At 28.2% G+C, this 15,801-nt stretch carries 13 protein-coding genes; 10 read left to right on the top strand and 3 right to left on the bottom strand.

The window, feature by feature from the left end; all coding sequences use genetic code 11:
• The first annotated feature begins 3 nt into the window (after window positions 1-3).
• Together E5347_RS13375 and E5347_RS13370 are read left to right on the top strand one after the other, a co-directional pair.
• Complete coding sequence (locus E5347_RS13375; RefSeq protein ID WP_136007733.1) at window positions 4-240, top strand: 2-keto-3-deoxygluconate permease; 237 nt, start codon at window positions 4-6, stop codon at window positions 238-240.
• 568 nt (window positions 241-808) lie between these two features.
• On the top strand, window positions 809-3,121 hold the full coding sequence (locus E5347_RS13370; protein ID WP_136007732.1) for a cation-translocating P-type ATPase: 2,313 nt from the start codon (window positions 809-811) through the stop codon (window positions 3,119-3,121).
• Window positions 3,122-3,419: 298 nt separating this feature from the next.
• Here the strand turns inward: E5347_RS13370 and E5347_RS13365 are convergent, their stop codons facing one another.
• Window positions 3,420-4,763, bottom strand: coding sequence for an MATE family efflux transporter (locus tag E5347_RS13365; protein WP_136007731.1), 1,344 nt, complete (start codon window positions 4,761-4,763; stop codon window positions 3,420-3,422).
• A 424-nt stretch (window positions 4,764-5,187) separates the two neighbouring features.
• Here E5347_RS13365 and E5347_RS13360 point away from each other — a divergent pair, with 424 nt between their 5' ends.
• Window positions 5,188-5,733 (top strand): nitroreductase family protein, encoded by a 546-nt coding sequence (locus E5347_RS13360; protein WP_136007730.1) that lies wholly within the window; start codon window positions 5,188-5,190, stop codon window positions 5,731-5,733.
• Between the two features lie 86 nt (window positions 5,734-5,819).
• Here E5347_RS13360 and E5347_RS13355 read toward each other — a convergent pair whose 3' ends face one another.
• The gene (locus tag E5347_RS13355; protein ID WP_136007729.1) at window positions 5,820-7,010 is read right to left on the bottom strand and encodes a coenzyme F420-0:L-glutamate ligase; all 1,191 of its coding nucleotides are present in this window, start codon (window positions 7,008-7,010) and stop codon (window positions 5,820-5,822) included.
• Window positions 7,011-7,128: 118 nt separating this feature from the next.
• Between E5347_RS13355 and E5347_RS13350 the strand changes: the two genes are divergently transcribed.
• From E5347_RS13350 to bsh, 6 genes are all read left to right on the top strand, one after another.
• The gene (locus tag E5347_RS13350; RefSeq protein ID WP_136007728.1) at window positions 7,129-8,010 is read left to right on the top strand and encodes a LysR family transcriptional regulator; all 882 of its coding nucleotides are present in this window, start codon (window positions 7,129-7,131) and stop codon (window positions 8,008-8,010) included.
• Window positions 8,011-8,527: 517 nt separating this feature from the next.
• The gene (locus E5347_RS13345) at window positions 8,528-9,529 is read left to right on the top strand and encodes a LacI family DNA-binding transcriptional regulator (RefSeq protein WP_136007727.1); all 1,002 of its coding nucleotides are present in this window, start codon (window positions 8,528-8,530) and stop codon (window positions 9,527-9,529) included.
• Between the two features lie 276 nt (window positions 9,530-9,805).
• Window positions 9,806-11,233 (top strand): PTS transporter subunit EIIC, encoded by a 1,428-nt coding sequence (locus tag E5347_RS13340; protein WP_136007726.1) that lies wholly within the window; start codon window positions 9,806-9,808, stop codon window positions 11,231-11,233.
• 20 nt (window positions 11,234-11,253) lie between these two features.
• Window positions 11,254-12,735 (top strand): glycoside hydrolase family 32 protein, encoded by a 1,482-nt coding sequence (locus E5347_RS13335; RefSeq protein ID WP_136007725.1) that lies wholly within the window; start codon window positions 11,254-11,256, stop codon window positions 12,733-12,735.
• 18 nt (window positions 12,736-12,753) lie between these two features.
• The gene (locus E5347_RS13330; protein ID WP_136007724.1) at window positions 12,754-13,674 is read left to right on the top strand and encodes a carbohydrate kinase family protein; all 921 of its coding nucleotides are present in this window, start codon (window positions 12,754-12,756) and stop codon (window positions 13,672-13,674) included.
• Between the two features lie 369 nt (window positions 13,675-14,043).
• A complete protein-coding gene (gene bsh, locus E5347_RS13325; protein WP_136007723.1) occupies window positions 14,044-15,033 on the top strand; it encodes a choloylglycine hydrolase in 990 nt (329 codons plus the stop codon).
• Window positions 15,034-15,125: 92 nt separating this feature from the next.
• Here bsh and E5347_RS13320 read toward each other — a convergent pair whose 3' ends face one another.
• On the bottom strand, window positions 15,126-15,338 hold the full coding sequence (locus tag E5347_RS13320) for a hypothetical protein (RefSeq protein WP_136007722.1): 213 nt from the start codon (window positions 15,336-15,338) through the stop codon (window positions 15,126-15,128).
• A gap of 229 nt (window positions 15,339-15,567) precedes the next feature.
• Between E5347_RS13320 and E5347_RS13315 the strand changes: the two genes are divergently transcribed.
• Complete coding sequence (locus E5347_RS13315) at window positions 15,568-15,798, top strand: hypothetical protein (RefSeq protein WP_136007721.1); 231 nt, start codon at window positions 15,568-15,570, stop codon at window positions 15,796-15,798.
• Window positions 15,799-15,801 lie beyond the last annotated feature (3 nt).

Genomic DNA, 15,801 nt, shown 5'->3' with positions numbered 1-15,801 from the left:
TTTATGGGAATATGCTTTGGTAGTAGTATAAACTTTATATTAGCCCTAAAAGCAGGAGTATCAGGAATAATTCTTACAGCAATATTCTATTTAATAAGCCTTTTACCTCTACTTTTAATAGATAGAAAAATTATAAAAAGACCTGGTTATGTATCTAGTACAATGTCTCAGATAGCATTAGCATCAATAATAACAAGTATAATGACCCCAATGATAATTAAATATATAGTAAAGAAATAAGAAATGTACAGATATCTTTCGTTTTAGGTATCTGTTATTTTTTATTTAAAAAATATATTATTAAAAAAAAATTTTTATCCATTTATAGCTCATGGAGTAACAAGTTAGATATGAAATCTATCCAAAGCATCATGCAATGATATACACAGGAGATGGATTTATATTAGTAGCTGCAGGTGTGGTATTTATATTTAATAAAAAAGCAAAGGCTACAAAATAATAGAAGATTTAAATAATAATTAAATAATAAAAATCAAAATGGATTATATCTTTAGTTTTAAGGATATAATCCATTTTGATTTAGAGTTTTAGTAAAAAAGAAAATAGAATAACTATATTTAAAGCTGAAGAAAATTAAATTATTGAAGATATTATTAAAGTTTGTAAAATTGACAAAATATTATCTGTTAGTTGGTCCTAAGAAATATACTAACTAATATAATAACAAAAACTAATAAGTTTAACGTGAACTTAACATTAATTTTACATTCAAGGTTTATATTAAATAGTATTATTTACTATAAAGCTAAATGTACTTACAAGAGATATGGATAAGGAGCGTGTTATTATGGAAATGCGAGAGACTAAATTAGGATTAACGAAAGAGGAAGTATTAGAGAGAAAGGAAAAAGGAAAAATTAATATTGTAGATGAAAAGACTGTAAAATCCAATTGGGAGATTATTTCAGGAAATATATTTACATTGTTTAATTTGTATAATTTTATTATTGCTATTGCCTTAATGTCTGTTGGAGCTTATTCTAATTTAGCTTTTATGCTGATAATTATATTAAATATATGTATTGGAAGTTTTCAAGAAATACATGCTAAAAATATGGTAGCTAAATTATCAGTACTTACAGTATCAAAGGTGGATGTAATAAGAGATGGAATAAAAACTAGTATAGGTGTAGATGAAGTAGTTTTAGATGATGTAACTATACTTAATATGGGAAATCAAATTTGTTCAGATTCGGTTGTTATTGATGGAAAAATAGAAGTAAATGAATCTCTACTTACTGGTGAATCAGATACAATTATAAAAATGCCAGGAGATAAATTATTTTCAGGAAGTTATGTTATTAGTGGAAATTGTTATGCAAGGGTTGAAAAAGTAGGTAAAGATAATCTAGCAGCAGAAATTACATTAAAAAGTAAAAAGCACAAAGGTATAAATTCAGAATTAGTAAAATCTATGAGGAAAGTTACAAAGATAACAAGTTACATAATAATACCAGTAGGTTTATTGCTATTTTTAGAAGCATACTTCTTTAGAGGTGAACTAATAAAAAGTTCTGTAGTATCAACATCTGCAGCATTATTAGGAATGCTTCCTAAGGGGTTAGTTTTATTAATTAGTATATCTCTTGCAACAGGGGTAATAAAACTTGCTAAAAGAAAGGTGCTTGTTCAAGATTTATATAGCGTAGAGACTTTAGCTCATGTAGATACATTATGTCTTGATAAGACTGGTACTATAACAGAAGGTAAGATGCAAGTTTCTAATGTTGAAAAGTTTAATGAAGAAATAATGCCAATTTCTATAGATCAGGCCTTAAGTGCTTTCGTTAATGAAATGGGAGATAATAATGGTACTTTTCAAGCCTTAAAAGATTACTTTAAAGGAAATAATAAATTTGAAGTTGATTATAAGAATTCATTTTCATCTGAAAGAAAATGGAGTTCTATTTCATTTAAGAATATAGGTTCCATAATAGTTGGAGCACCTGAAAAATTAATGGCAAAAAGTGATTTTGAAATGAAAGAGAATATGATAGAATCACAAAAGCAAGGAAAAAGAGTGCTACTTGTAGGGTTTTCTAAAGATATAGTGGAAGATGTGTTACCTAATATAGAAGTTGTTGCAGCAGTAGAATTATCAGATCCATTGAGAAAAAATGCAAGAGAAATGCTTGGATTCTTTAAAGGTGAAGGTGTTACAGTAAAAGTAATTTCAGGAGATAATCCAATAACTGTTTCAAGTATAGCAAGGCAAGCAGGATTAGAGGATTATGAATCATATATTGATTTATCTACTATAGAAAATGATGATGAAATAATAGATATAGTAGATAAGTATAGTATATTTGCAAGAGTATCACCAAATCAAAAGAGTTTATTAGTACAAGCATTACAATCAAAAGGGCATACTGTTGCAATGACTGGAGATGGAGTAAATGATGTTATTGCATTAAGGCAAGCTGATTGTAGTATAACTCTTCCAGAAGCAAGTGATGTAGCAAAGCAAGTTTCACAGATAGTACTTTTAAATTCAGACTTTGGGGTCTTAAAAGATGTTTTAATGGAAGGAAGAAGAGTTGTAAATAATATTACTAATGTAGCTAGAATATTCTTTATAAAAACGTTATATTCAGTTATGTTATCAATATTAAACATTATTACTTTTACAGCTTTCCCATTTATACCAATACAAATAACGTTAATAGATCTTGTTATTGAAGGATATACATCATTCTTTATATCTTTCGAGCCAAACGGAAAACAGATAAAAGAAAGTTTCTTAAAAAGTGTACTTAAGAACTCATTCCCATATGCTTTAGTGATAATAATAAATATCATAACACTATATTTCTTAGCCCCAGCTTTAAATATAGAAGTACCACAAATGACTACAATTATGTATTGTATGATTGGATTTACTAGTATTTTAGCAGTAATAAGAGTATGTAGACCATTTAATAAAATGCGTATTTTCTTATGTACAACAACTGCTATAGGATTTTTTGTAGCAGCATTTTTATTTAAAAATATATTACATTTAAGTAACTTAGGAATACAGGAATTCACAGTGATTTTATCGATGGCTACACTTAGTACAATATTGATTTTAATAAAAAATTATTTAATAAGAAGTAAATAATAATAATAATAATAATAATAATAATAAGCTAGTAACTTATGTAAAATGGTTACTAGCTTATTTGCAATAATATTTTAATTTTATTTATTTTATTAGGTAATTCTTGTACTTGTTTTTCTAAATCTTCAAGATAATAAAATCAATTAAAATGCATTTTATCACCTTAATACAAGTGATTATGTTTATTATATTAAACTTATAATTAAAAGGTACTAGATTATAAAAATATAAGTATTTTTATTTGATAGAGATTACAATTTATAGTATTTAATATATGGAAATTGAAAACAAGCTTTAGTTATCTGGAAGCAACTCTTGTTATTACTTGTTTCTCTTTCCAAATACCTTTCTTAAATCTTATAAGGTAGAGAATGCCTCTTACAGCCCAGTCAACAAACATTCCACACCAGACACCTATAAGACCTAAGTTTAGGTTGATTCCTAAAAAGTAACCAAGGGTAATCCTAAATAACCACATACCTATTAAGGCAGTAACCATTGTGTATTTTGCATCACCTGCTCCCTTTAATCCAGCAGGAAGAACAAATGATATAGACCATATAGGAATGAATATTGCATATAATATACATACATTTCTGCTTAAATTAATTATATTAGTATCGCTAGTATATAATCTAGGAGCTAAACCTGAAAAAGGCAGGAATAGTAAAGCCATAGCTGTTAATGAAACAGTTGATAATTTTGTTATATAAGCTAAAGTATCACTTGCTTCCTCGGTTTCACCCTTACCCATATGTTGGCCAACTAGAGCTGTAGCAGCTATGCATAATGCATTTCCAGGGATATTAAGCATACTGCCAATGGAACTGGTTATAGAATTAGAAGCTATAGAAATTGTACCCATATCAACAATAAATACTTGAGTTATTAATTTTCCTCCATTAAACAATAGGGATTCTATACTTGCAGGTACTCCAATTGAAAAAATTGGTTTTAATAGAGTAAAATCAAATTTGAATTTCTTAAGGTTTGTTAATTTTAATACACTTGAACCCTTTAATAGAACAAATAAAACAATAAAGGCACCTATACTTCTAGCTAAAGCTATACCTAAAGCTGCACCTATTATTCCAAGTTTTAAAATATTTATAAATGTAAAAGTGAAAATAACATTCATTATATTCATAAATATTGTTATCTTCATAGGAGTTTTAGTATCTCCTGCACCTCTTAAAATTCCATTACAAATAAGATCCATTGTAATTAAGGGATAAGTTAGTAGAGTTATAGATAAATATGTATTTGCTGAACTTATAACTTCAGCCTCAGCAGCGCCAAAAAGAAAAGAGAGTATAAATCTTTTGAAAATAAACATTAGTAAAGTAATAATTATAGATATAAGTATAGATGAGTAAAGAGCCTGCTTCATAGAGGCATTTGCTTTTTTTATATTAGATTGTCCTATGAATTGAGCCACAACTACCATTCCACCAACTGCAAGAGCAGAAAAAAAAGCAATCACTATATTGTTTATGGAATCCACCATACCAATTGCTGAAACTGCCTCTTTTCCTATATGACCTGCCATCATTGTATTTACCATTCCCATGGATATTACGAATAATTGTTCAGCTAATATTGGCAAGGTTAAATTAATAACATCTTTTCGGATAAATTTCATTTGTTCACCTTTAATAATATCCTTCCGTATCATATTTTAATTAATATATTAATTATATACCTATGAAAAATATTATCAAAGTTTGTATACTTCCATTGAACCAGAAGAGGGGTCATCATAAAGAAATAAGTTGGAATTTCTACTTCATTTTACCTATTATTACATTTCTAACTTAATATATAAATTATATTTAATTTCAAATCTATTAATTGCAATCTTAAATGTATAAAATTTCCTCAGAACTATAATTATATATAGATTTACCATTAGAAATGAATCTTTTTATCATACCATCACTAATTACATCTTTTTATTACTATGTCATAAAAAATGTGTAGTTGATTAAGTTCAGAACATTATATAAAATATAACCATTCATAAGAAGTTAAAAAAGAAAAATAAATTAAGAAAGAAGGTATCTAAAATGGATGCAATAACAATGATAAAAGAAAGAAGAAGCGTTCGTAAATTTAAGAATGAAAAAGTAGATAGAGAAACTATGAAAGAGATTATATCAATTAGTAGATGGGCTCCATCATGGAAGAATTTACAGGTGGCAAGATATACATTAGTTGATGATGAAGCGATTATTAAGCAACTTGCAAGTGAGGGTGTTAATGGATTTGTTTATAATATTAATACTTTAAAAAATGCAAAAGGTGTTTTAGTATTGAGTTTTGTTAAGGGTAAAAGTGGTAAAATAGATAAAGATAACTATGCAACTTCAAAAGCTAATTCTTGGGAAGTGTTTGATGCTGGTATTGCATGTCAAACATTCTGCCTAGCAGCTCATGCTAAAGGTGTAGGTACATGTATCATGGGAATTATTGATGAAGATTCAATAGCTAAAATTATAGGATTACCGGATGAAGAAACAGTAGCAGCACTTATTGTTTATGGTTATGAAGATGAACATCCAAATGCAACTGCCAGAAAAGATGTTGATGACATAATACGTTTTATAGGGTAATAAAGTAAAGGATACTAATATGAACAATAAAAAGTAGCTAGCACTTTCAATTTTAGTCTGTTAGTGCTAGCTATTTAAAAAAAATATTATTTTGTATAATTATCGAAATAACCTTGGATGAAGATTATAGGAGTTCCTTTATCTCCACTTCCTGATGTTAAGTCAGATAATGATCCTATAAGATCAGTAAGTCTTCTTGGAGTAGTACCTTGAGATTCCATAGATCCAACTAAATCTGACTCTTTGTTTTTAATATATTCTGATATTGCATTTTTAAGTTCTTCACCTTTTAAATCAGCAAAGTTATTATCAGCAAGATATTTTAATTTGATTTCATTTGGAGTACCATTTAAACCTGCTGTATATGCTGGTGAAACAACTGGATCAGCAAGTTCCCAAATCTTACCTACTGGATCTTTGAAAGCTCCATCTCCATAAATCATAACTTCAACATCTTTTCCTGTCTTTTCTTTAAGAATAGCTTGTATATTATCAACTATTGGTTGACAGTCACGAGGGAAAAGTTTAACAGTTTCTTCTGTTGATTTGTTTGAACCTAATAATCCATAAGCTTCGTTACATCCGCTTCCATCAATAGATTCACATAATATATTATCAAGGCTGTAAATTTTTTCTCCGCCATTTGCTTTTAAAATTTTCTTAGTTCTAAATCTTGTATGAATGTCACAAGTAAGAACACTCTTTGTATAATTTAATATAGTTTTAGGATTGTTTGAGAATATTACTTCACACTGAACACCATATTCTTCTATTAAAGATTTATAGTAATCAATGTAGTCAACTCCTGTGAAAGTATGTTTATTATATCCAAATAGATTACGGAATTCTTCTTCTGTTAAAACATCTGTCCAAGGATTAACTCCCTTTTCATCTAACATATCTAAATCAACTAAGTGATTTCCAACTTCGTCAGATGGATAGCTTAACATTAATACTATTTTCTTAGCTCCCTTTGCTATACCACGAAGGCAAATTGCAAAACGGTTACGACTTAAGATTGGGAATATTACACCAATAGTATCGTCACCAAATTTAGCTTTAACATCTGTAGCAATATTATCTATAGAAGCATAATTTCCTTGAGCACGTGCAACTATTGATTCAGTTACAGTAACTATATCTTTATCATTTATAGTAAAGCCTTCAGCTTCTGAAGCTTTAAGTACGCTTTCTACAACGATATCTTCAATTTTATCCCCTTCTTTAATGATTGGGCAACGAAGACCTCTAACAACTGTACCAACAACTCTTTCCAAAACAATCTCTCCTATCAATTTAAAATTTATTTTAAATATTTCATACTCTTGTAATATACACCAATTAATGATATAAGTAAAATAAATAGAATGAATACATGGTATAAGGAGTACTTATATGATTACTAAATTAGATTTATATAAAGTTTTTTGTCAGGTTGGAAAAAGTAAAAGCTTTTCAAAGGCATCAAAGGAGCTTTACATGACACAGCCAGCAGTGAGTCAAGCTATAATGCAACTAGAAAGAGAATTAGACATTAGGCTTTTTAATAGAACACCAAAGGGGGTATCCTTAACTAATGAAGGAAGCCTTTTATTTGAATATGTAAATTCAGCAATCAATTTAATAAGTGCTGGAGAAGAAAAAATATTAGAATTTAAAGATTTAACTGTAGGAGAGTTAAAGATTGGAGTAGGAGATACTATATCTAAGTATTTTTTGCTACAATATTTAGAAGTTTTTCATAATAAATATCCTAATCTTAAATTTAAGATTATAAATGGCACTACCATAGAACTTTGCGCTTTAATTAAGTCAGGAGAAATTGATATTGCAATATGTAATTTGCCAATAGATGATCCTTCATTAGAAATAAGGCCTTGTGGAGAAGTTAGAGATATTTTTGTTTGTGGAGAGAAGTATAAGGATTTATCAAAGAAGAAAATTTCCTTAGAAGAAATGGTTAAACATCCTTTAATATTTCTAGAGCCTAGCTCCAATTCAAGAAAGTATGTAGAGAAGTTTATGATATCTAAAGGGATAAAAATATCTCCAGAGTTTGAACTTGGATCCTTTGATTTGCTATTGGAGTTTGCAAAGATAAACTTAGGAATTGCTTGCGTAGTAAAAGAATTCTCAAGAGATTATTTAGAAAGAGGATTATTATATGAAGTTAAAACTTTAGAAGAAATCCCTAGTAGAAGTATTGGTGTTTGTTATTTAAAGAGCGTTCCACTTTCATTAGCTTCTACTAAGTTCGTTGAGATATTAGAAGGCTAATTAATTTTAAAATTATTTGTATATTATTAAAGTATATATTTCAATAAATAACCTATATTTTTAAGGTTACGAAATTTTAAGTGAAAAGTATTTTAAAGTAAAGTACTTAAATTGAAAGCATAAATTGTTTAATTGGTATATAAGCTAAGTATTAAATTCCTTATCTAAAAAATTTTACACATGAACTACTCTAATATAATGTGAAAAATTTTATTACAACTTATATAATATAATTTATAGATGATAACAATGTTATTAAAAATAATAGAGAATCTAGGTTTAATAATAGTTATTATGCATAATATGTAAGTTTAAATGTTATGAAAAATAGCAGAAAATCAAGGCCTATATTAATCAGTATTTGAATTACATACGACTAATTTTAATAGCTTAGTTTTAATTACAATAAGTATTAATATTAATTAAAATAATGTATAATTGATGTTAGTAAATTAATTGTGAATCTGAAAATTAAGAGATTTGTAATTAAAATAATTTTTCAAATTAAGGATAAGAAATGGATAATAGAAATTTAACTATAAAAGATATAGCAGAAATGGCTGGAGTTGCAAAAAGTACAGTTTCTAGATATTTAAATGGTGGTAAAATAAGTGAAAGTACAAGTAAGAAAATAAAGGCTATTATAGATGAATATAATTATGAGCCTAATGCTTTTGCTCAAAGCTTAAAGGCAAAGAGAACAAAATTTGTTGGAATAATAGCACCTTGTTTAGATTCAGTAGTTACATCAAGAGTAATTATGTCTATTGATGAAAGACTTAGAGAAAAAGGATATAATTCATTAATATTAAATACAAGCTTAAATAAAGAAAGTGAAGTTGAAAATATTGAGAATTTATCTAGACTTAAGGTTGATGGGATTATTCTAATAGCTACAGAAATAACTAATAAGCATAAGAAAGCTATAAGTAAATTAAAAATTCCTATTATTATAGTAGGGCAAAAGTATGATAAAGCGATATCTATTATTAATGATGACTATAATGCAGGAAAAGTTATAGGTGAGTACATATTAAAAAATGGACATAAAAAAGTATTATATCTAGGCGTTGAAGAAGATGATGAAGCAGTTGGAATCATAAGAAAAAAGGGCGTAAAAGAATCCTTACTTAGAGATAAAAATGTAATATTTAAAGAAATAACTACAAGTTTTAGCGCTGAAAGATCTGAAAAAATAGTTAATGAATTAATAAATGATTTAGAGGAAACTGTTATTATTTGTGCTACAGATAAAATAGCTTTAGGTGCTTTAAAAGCTATCAATAAGAATAATAAAAGGGTTCCAGAAGATTTTTCCTTAGTTGGTTTTGGAGGGTATGATATTTCAACAATGATTACTCCAAGCTTAACTACTATTAGATTTAACAATGATGAAGCAGGTATAATTTCTGCAAATACAATTATAAATTTAATAGAAGAAAAAGAAGTTGAAAATTTACATGTAATAGGATTTGACTTTATTAAAGGAGAAAGCGTTAAAGAACTTGTTAAACAATAAATAAATAAATAAATAAATAATGGAAAAAATTAAAATAAGAGTATAATGGTTACTACTTCTTTTGTGGTTAAAGTGGATAAATATAAGTTTAGATTGGCTTGGATAGAAGCAACGGAAGCATATATTTATCCACTTTTATCATATTAAGAAAAGAATTACCCTTGAAAATGTTTTCTGAATCTATTGCATATAGGTAAATAATATGATAATATCTAATCATAGATTTTAGGAACCGGTTCCACTAATTAAAAAAGAAAAGTACAGGGGGAAGAAGCCATGTCAAATAAAAGTGAACAATATAAGAAAATTTCTGAAGAATTATTAGTACATATTGGCGGAAAAGATAACGTCCAAGGCGTTGCACATTGTGCTACTAGATTAAGAATAGTTTTAGAAGATACTAAAAAAGTTAATATGAAAGAAATAGAAAATGTTGACCTAGCTAAAGGTGTATTTATAGTTGGTGATCAATTACAAATAATATTTGGAGCAGGTACTGTTAATGATGTATATAAAGTATTTGCAAAAGTATCAGGAAAAGAGAATATGTCTTTAAAGGATGTTAAGGCAAAATCTGCTGAAAAGCAAAATGGATTTCAAAAAGCTATTAAATCTTTATCAGACGTATTTGTAGATATTATTCCAGGATTACTTGCAGCTGCATTATTAATGGGTATTACAGGATTATTAACTCAACAAGGAATATTTGGAGAACAATCAGTAGTTGAGATGTTCCCATCTTTAGCTGGATTCAATAGATTTATGCAAATAACATCAACAGGAATATTTACTATATTACCACTACTAGTAGTATACTCTGCTACTAAAAGATTTGGTGGAAATCCAGTTTTAGGTTTAGTAATTGGAGCAATAATGCTACATCCAGACTTAGCTAATGCTTATAGTGTTGCTAATGGGTCTGTAGAACCAGAAGTTATTAATATTTTTGGACTAAAAGTTGAGCTTGTTGCTTTCCAAGGTGGAATAATCATTGCATTAATGATGGGATTCATAACTGCAAAGCTTGATAATTTCTTTAATAAGGTAATTCCTGATTTAGTTAAGTTATTCTTATCACCATTAGCAACTGTAACAGTTGGAGCATTTTTATTATTTACTATAATTGGACCAGTTGGTCGTGGATTAGCAGATGTTGTGACGAACTCATTATTATGGACAACAACAAATTTAGGTATTTTCGGATATATGATTTTTGCTGGTATTCAACAAATAGTTGTAATAACAGGATTACATCACGTAATAGGTGCAGTAGAAGCTCAATTAATTGCAGATACAGGAAGAAACTTCATAATGCCATTAATGTCAGTAGCATTAATTGGTCAAGGAGGAGCGGTATTAGGGTACTTAGTAGCTAACTGGAATAATATGAAGGAAAGACAAATCTGTATATCTTCATTTGGATCGGTATTATTTGGTATATCTGAACCAGCAATATTTGGTGTAACATTAAAAAATAAATTTCCTCTAGTAGCTGGATGTATAGCAGGAGCTTTAGGTGGAGCTTATATATACATAACAAAGGTAACTGCAATAGGATTTGGAGCTACAGCTATACCAGGACTTGCAATAGTTGCAGCTGAAAATTCAGGACATTTAAATTACTTAATAGCTCATGGAATAGCTCTATTAGCAGGTGCAATTTTAACAATTATCTTTGCTAAAGCTAAGAAAAAAGCAGCTTAAAATACAGTTTGGGGGTTAAGATGATAATTTATAAGGAAGAAAAGCATAGAACAATAATCGAAGCAACAGAAGCAGAACTTAATGAACTTAAAAATAAATCAATAAATGATCCATGGAAACCTAATTATCACATTCATCCTGAATTTGGTTTATTAAATGATCCAAATGGATTAGCCTACTATAAAGGTAAGTATAGATTATTTCATCAGTGGTACCCATTTGGAGTAACCCATGGAATGAAGCATTGGGCTCAATTGGAATCAGAAGATTTAGTAAATTGGAAAAGGGTAGGGGTAGCACTTACTCCTACTGAAACTTATGAATCTCATGGAGCTTATTCAGGAACAGCTATAGAGATTGATGGAAAGCTATATTTATATTACACAGGTAATATTAAATTTGGAAAAGAAGAGAGAAGTGCTAATCAATGCTTAGCGATTATGGATGAAGATGGAAAAATTGAAAAGTATGGCAATAACCCACTAATATTAGGAGTACCTGAAGGATATACAGGTCATGTAAGAGACCCTAAGGTATTTAAAAAAGATAATAATTACTATATGATTTTAGGGGCTCAAAGATTAGATGAGACTGGCACATTTATTATGTATAAGTCAATTGATGGTTTAGAGTGGACTTTCCTTGGAGAGTTAAGCTTTGAAAACTTTGATAATAACTTTGGATATATGTGGGAGTGCCCAGATTATATAAATATAGATGGAAAAGATGTATTAATATTTTCTCCACAAGGGATAGAACCAGTAGAAAACAAATATCATAACATATTTAACGTTGTTTATGTAATTGGAAAGTTTGATGTAGAAAATTTAAAATTTATTGTGGAAAGCTACGATGAATTTGATGCTGGATTTGATTTTTACGCACCTCAAAGCTTTAAAGGTAAAATGAATCAGCCATTATTATTTGCATGGGCAGGTATGGGGGAATTCAAAGCTCCTACTGATGATAATCTATGGGCAAACTGTTTGACTTTCCCTAGAGAATTATCTATAAAAGGTGATAAGTTATATCAAGTGCCAGCTAAAGAATTAGAGCTTTTAAGAGATAATGAAGTCAGTAATAGTGGAATAGCTAATGAAAGAATAGAAATTTTAAGTGATAATAATTGTTATGAATTAGATTTAACTATTGATTCATTAGAAGCAAACAAGTTTGGAATTGAATTCTTAGTATCAGAAGAAGAAAAGTTAACATTAACCTTTAATAAGGATAATAAGAGTGTTATTTTAGATAGAAGTAATATGGTACATCAATATGCAGAAGAATATGGAAATGTAAGAGAGACAACAATAAAATCCTTTGATAAAGTAAATGTAAAAGCTTTAGTTGATAATAGTATAATAGAAATATTTATTAATAATGGAGAAAAAGCATTTACATCTAGGATATTCCCATTAGAAAATTCTAAGGGAGTAGAAATCTTTACTAATAGTGAGATAAAATATAGTTATAGCAGATATTCTTTAAAAAAAGGGATATAAATTTGGAGGTAATAAACTATGAATAATATATATTGTATTGGCGAATTATTAATAGATATGGTTTCTCTAGATGGAGATAATTACTTAAAGAAACCAGGTGGAGCACCTGCCAATGTTGCTGTAGCTATAAGTAAATTAGGTGGAAAGTCTTACTTTTTAGGGCAAGTTGGAAAAGACAATTTTGGAAGCTTTTTAAAGAAAACTTTAATAGAGAATAATGTTGATACATCATTTATGAAAGATGAAGGAAAGACAACTTTGGCATTAGTTACTTTAGATAAAAGTGGAGAAAGAAGTTTTGAATTTTACAGAGGAAGTGATAGCAAATATGTTATTGATCCAGCAAAGATATCAATAGATAATAAAGATATCATACATTTTGGATCTGCTACGGTATTCCTAGGAGGAGAGGTTCAGGAAACTTATTATTCACTTTTAAAAGAAGGAAAATCTAAAGGTGCATTAATTACTTTTGACCCTAATTATAGAGATGTACTAATAACAGAAGATTTATTAGAAGAATATAAAAAGCATTGCTGGAACTTTATGAAGGAAGCTGATTTTATTAAATTAAGTGATGAAGAAGCTATGCTATTAACAAATACTAAGACATTAGAGGAATCAATACAATCATTGAAAGACTCTAATCTTCAAACTATTGCAATAACTTTAGGTAAAAAAGGAACTATGTTAATAGAAGGAAACAAATCAATTATCATAGGTTCAATAGATATAGAGCAAAAGGATTCTACAGGTGCAGGAGATGCTTTTGTTGGAGCAGTATTATATGGATTAACAAGAAGTGAAAATAGAGATTATGAACAAATAATAGAGTTTGCAAATGTAGTTGGAGCTATGACTTGCGAGGAATATGGAGCAATACCAGCAATACCAACCTTGGACAAAGTAATTAAAAGAAAAGGCAAAGTTGAGTTTTAGTTATACATAAAATATAATAACTGAAGTTTAAGACCTAGAGGTTAAGAAATTTTTTAACTTCTGGGTCTTATTTAGGCTAAAGATTTAATTTGTTTTGAGAGAGATTATTGAGATAAAAAACCAGGAGATGAAGCTTGACGAATCCTTTAGTTAATAGATGAATAGAATAACTATGAGACAAAGAAAATAGAGATTTAAATTTATAGTATTTATTTTATATTTCTACATAATATAAATAAATGAATAACATAATAAAGATAAGTATAAATTATGTAATAAGAAAGAATAGTAGAAATTATAAAATTAAGAAATATAAATAGAGTTTATAAAGTTAGAAATAAAAAATCTATTTATAGAATAAGGGGAAATATGTGTACAGCATTAACTATTAGATCAAATAAAGGCAATAATTTTTTTGGAAGAAATATGGATATAGAGTATTATTTTAATCAATCTGTTATGGTTGTTCCAAGGAATTATAAATACCAAGATAAGGTTACTGGCAATATGGTAAAGGGTAGGTATGGCATTATTGGAATGGGAACTGTTATTGATAATCATGCTGCATTAGCTGATGGAATGAATGAAAAAGGGTTGGCTTGTGCAGGATTAAACTTTGCAGGCTTTGCTTATTATGAAAAAGAACCAGTTAAAGGAAGAGTAAATATTGCACCTTACGACTTTATACTTTGGGTTCTATTTAATCATGAAACAGTAGATGAAGTTAAGAAAGAAATAAAAAATATAGAGTTAGTAGATGTACCTTTAAATGAAAAATATCCTGTACCTACTCTTCATTGGATGGTAGTAGATAAAACAGGAAAATCCATAGTAGTAGAAAAAACTAAGGATGAGTTTGCAGTTTATGATAATAATATTGGGGTACTTACTAACAATCCAACCTTTGATTGGCATATAATTAATTTAAGTCAGTATGTAGGTATTACAGAGGTGTATCCAAAAGAAACTAGATGGTGCAATCAAGAATTAGAACCTCTAGGTGTAGGAGCAGGTACTATAGGAATCCCAGGAGACTTTTCTTCCGTTTCAAGATTTGTAAGAATTGCATTTATTAAATCAAGATTGCCAAAAGTAGAAGATGATTTAAGTGGTATTAGCCAATTCTTCCATATGCTTGATTATACAGCAATGGTAAAGGGTGGGGTTATGACTGTGGAAGGAAAAGAAGACTTTACTGTATATTCTTCCTGCATGAACCAAGAAAAAGGAATCTATTATTACAAGACATACAATAATAATAGAATAAATGCTATTGATATAAATAAGGAAGACTTAGATGGAAGTAATATTAAGGTTTTTCCTTATTTAATAAAGCAAGATATAAATTACGAAAATTAAATATAAAATATTATTAATGAGAAGTGGATCAAAATTGTGACCCACTTTTTTTGTGTGTTAAGAACTTAGTTTTACGATAATGAATAGAAGATTTAAGTATGCGATAATAAGGAATTAAGAACATATTTCATATCTAAGTCTTCACTAACAAATTCATTTGTCCAAGGAATATGAATGTCAACTTGAACTCCTTTTCCTGTAAGCCCTTCTCCTTTATCAATAGCATCAAGCCTCGATGTTGGATACATAAACTGAAAATCAACATAATCTGATATAGCAAGATTACTATAATCTGTTACTCCCATAGTATTACGTCCAACAATAGTTCCTTCTATTTGAAAGTCAAAGTAGTTATCATATCAATTACATAGGATAAAGTCATTTAAAAGACAATAGACATTCTATAATACTAGTGAAATAAATGTATTCTTAGAGAAATTGCCGCATCTAAATGTAATACATGAAAATTAGTAGCATAATAAAATTTTAAGAATAATATAAATTATGAAAAGTAGTAGGGGATAGGTAATTAAAATGAAAGTGAAGATAATAAAAGGTACAAATATAGAAAAATTAGAATGTGATGTTAATGAGTTTATAAAAGATAAATCTATTATAAAAATTAGTCATGAGATAGTAGTTTCTAAGCTCTATGATAGAAGTATAAATATTTTGGTATTTATAATTTTATACGATGAATACAATCATGGCGGATATTTAGATCTTGATTCAATAGTAGATTTGAAAAATAACAAAACTAATTAAAAG

The organism is Clostridium sartagoforme (genome assembly GCF_004794105.1).
Lineage (GTDB): Bacteria > Bacillota > Clostridia > Clostridiales > Clostridiaceae > Clostridium > Clostridium sartagoforme_B.
Note: the sequence above shows the minus strand (reverse complement) of the source record. Positions and strands in the feature narration are given on the sequence as shown.

Coding starts and splice junctions, on each gene's coding strand:
- E5347_RS13375 (WP_136007733.1), top strand. CDS start 4: ATGGGAATATGCTTTGGTAGTAGTATAAACTTTATATTAGCCCTAAAA.
- E5347_RS13370 (WP_136007732.1), top strand. CDS start 809: ATGGAAATGCGAGAGACTAAATTAGGATTAACGAAAGAGGAAGTATTA.
- E5347_RS13365 (WP_136007731.1), bottom strand. CDS start 4,763: ATGAAATTTATCCGAAAAGATGTTATTAATTTAACCTTGCCAATATTA.
- E5347_RS13360 (WP_136007730.1), top strand. CDS start 5,188: ATGGATGCAATAACAATGATAAAAGAAAGAAGAAGCGTTCGTAAATTT.
- E5347_RS13350 (WP_136007728.1), top strand. CDS start 7,129: ATGATTACTAAATTAGATTTATATAAAGTTTTTTGTCAGGTTGGAAAA.
- E5347_RS13345 (WP_136007727.1), top strand. CDS start 8,528: ATGGATAATAGAAATTTAACTATAAAAGATATAGCAGAAATGGCTGGA.
- E5347_RS13340 (WP_136007726.1), top strand. CDS start 9,806: ATGTCAAATAAAAGTGAACAATATAAGAAAATTTCTGAAGAATTATTA.
- E5347_RS13335 (WP_136007725.1), top strand. CDS start 11,254: ATGATAATTTATAAGGAAGAAAAGCATAGAACAATAATCGAAGCAACA.
- E5347_RS13330 (WP_136007724.1), top strand. CDS start 12,754: ATGAATAATATATATTGTATTGGCGAATTATTAATAGATATGGTTTCT.
- bsh (WP_136007723.1), top strand. CDS start 14,044: ATGTGTACAGCATTAACTATTAGATCAAATAAAGGCAATAATTTTTTT.
- E5347_RS13320 (WP_136007722.1), bottom strand. CDS start 15,338: ATGGGAGTAACAGATTATAGTAATCTTGCTATATCAGATTATGTTGAT.
- E5347_RS13315 (WP_136007721.1), top strand. CDS start 15,568: ATGAAAGTGAAGATAATAAAAGGTACAAATATAGAAAAATTAGAATGT.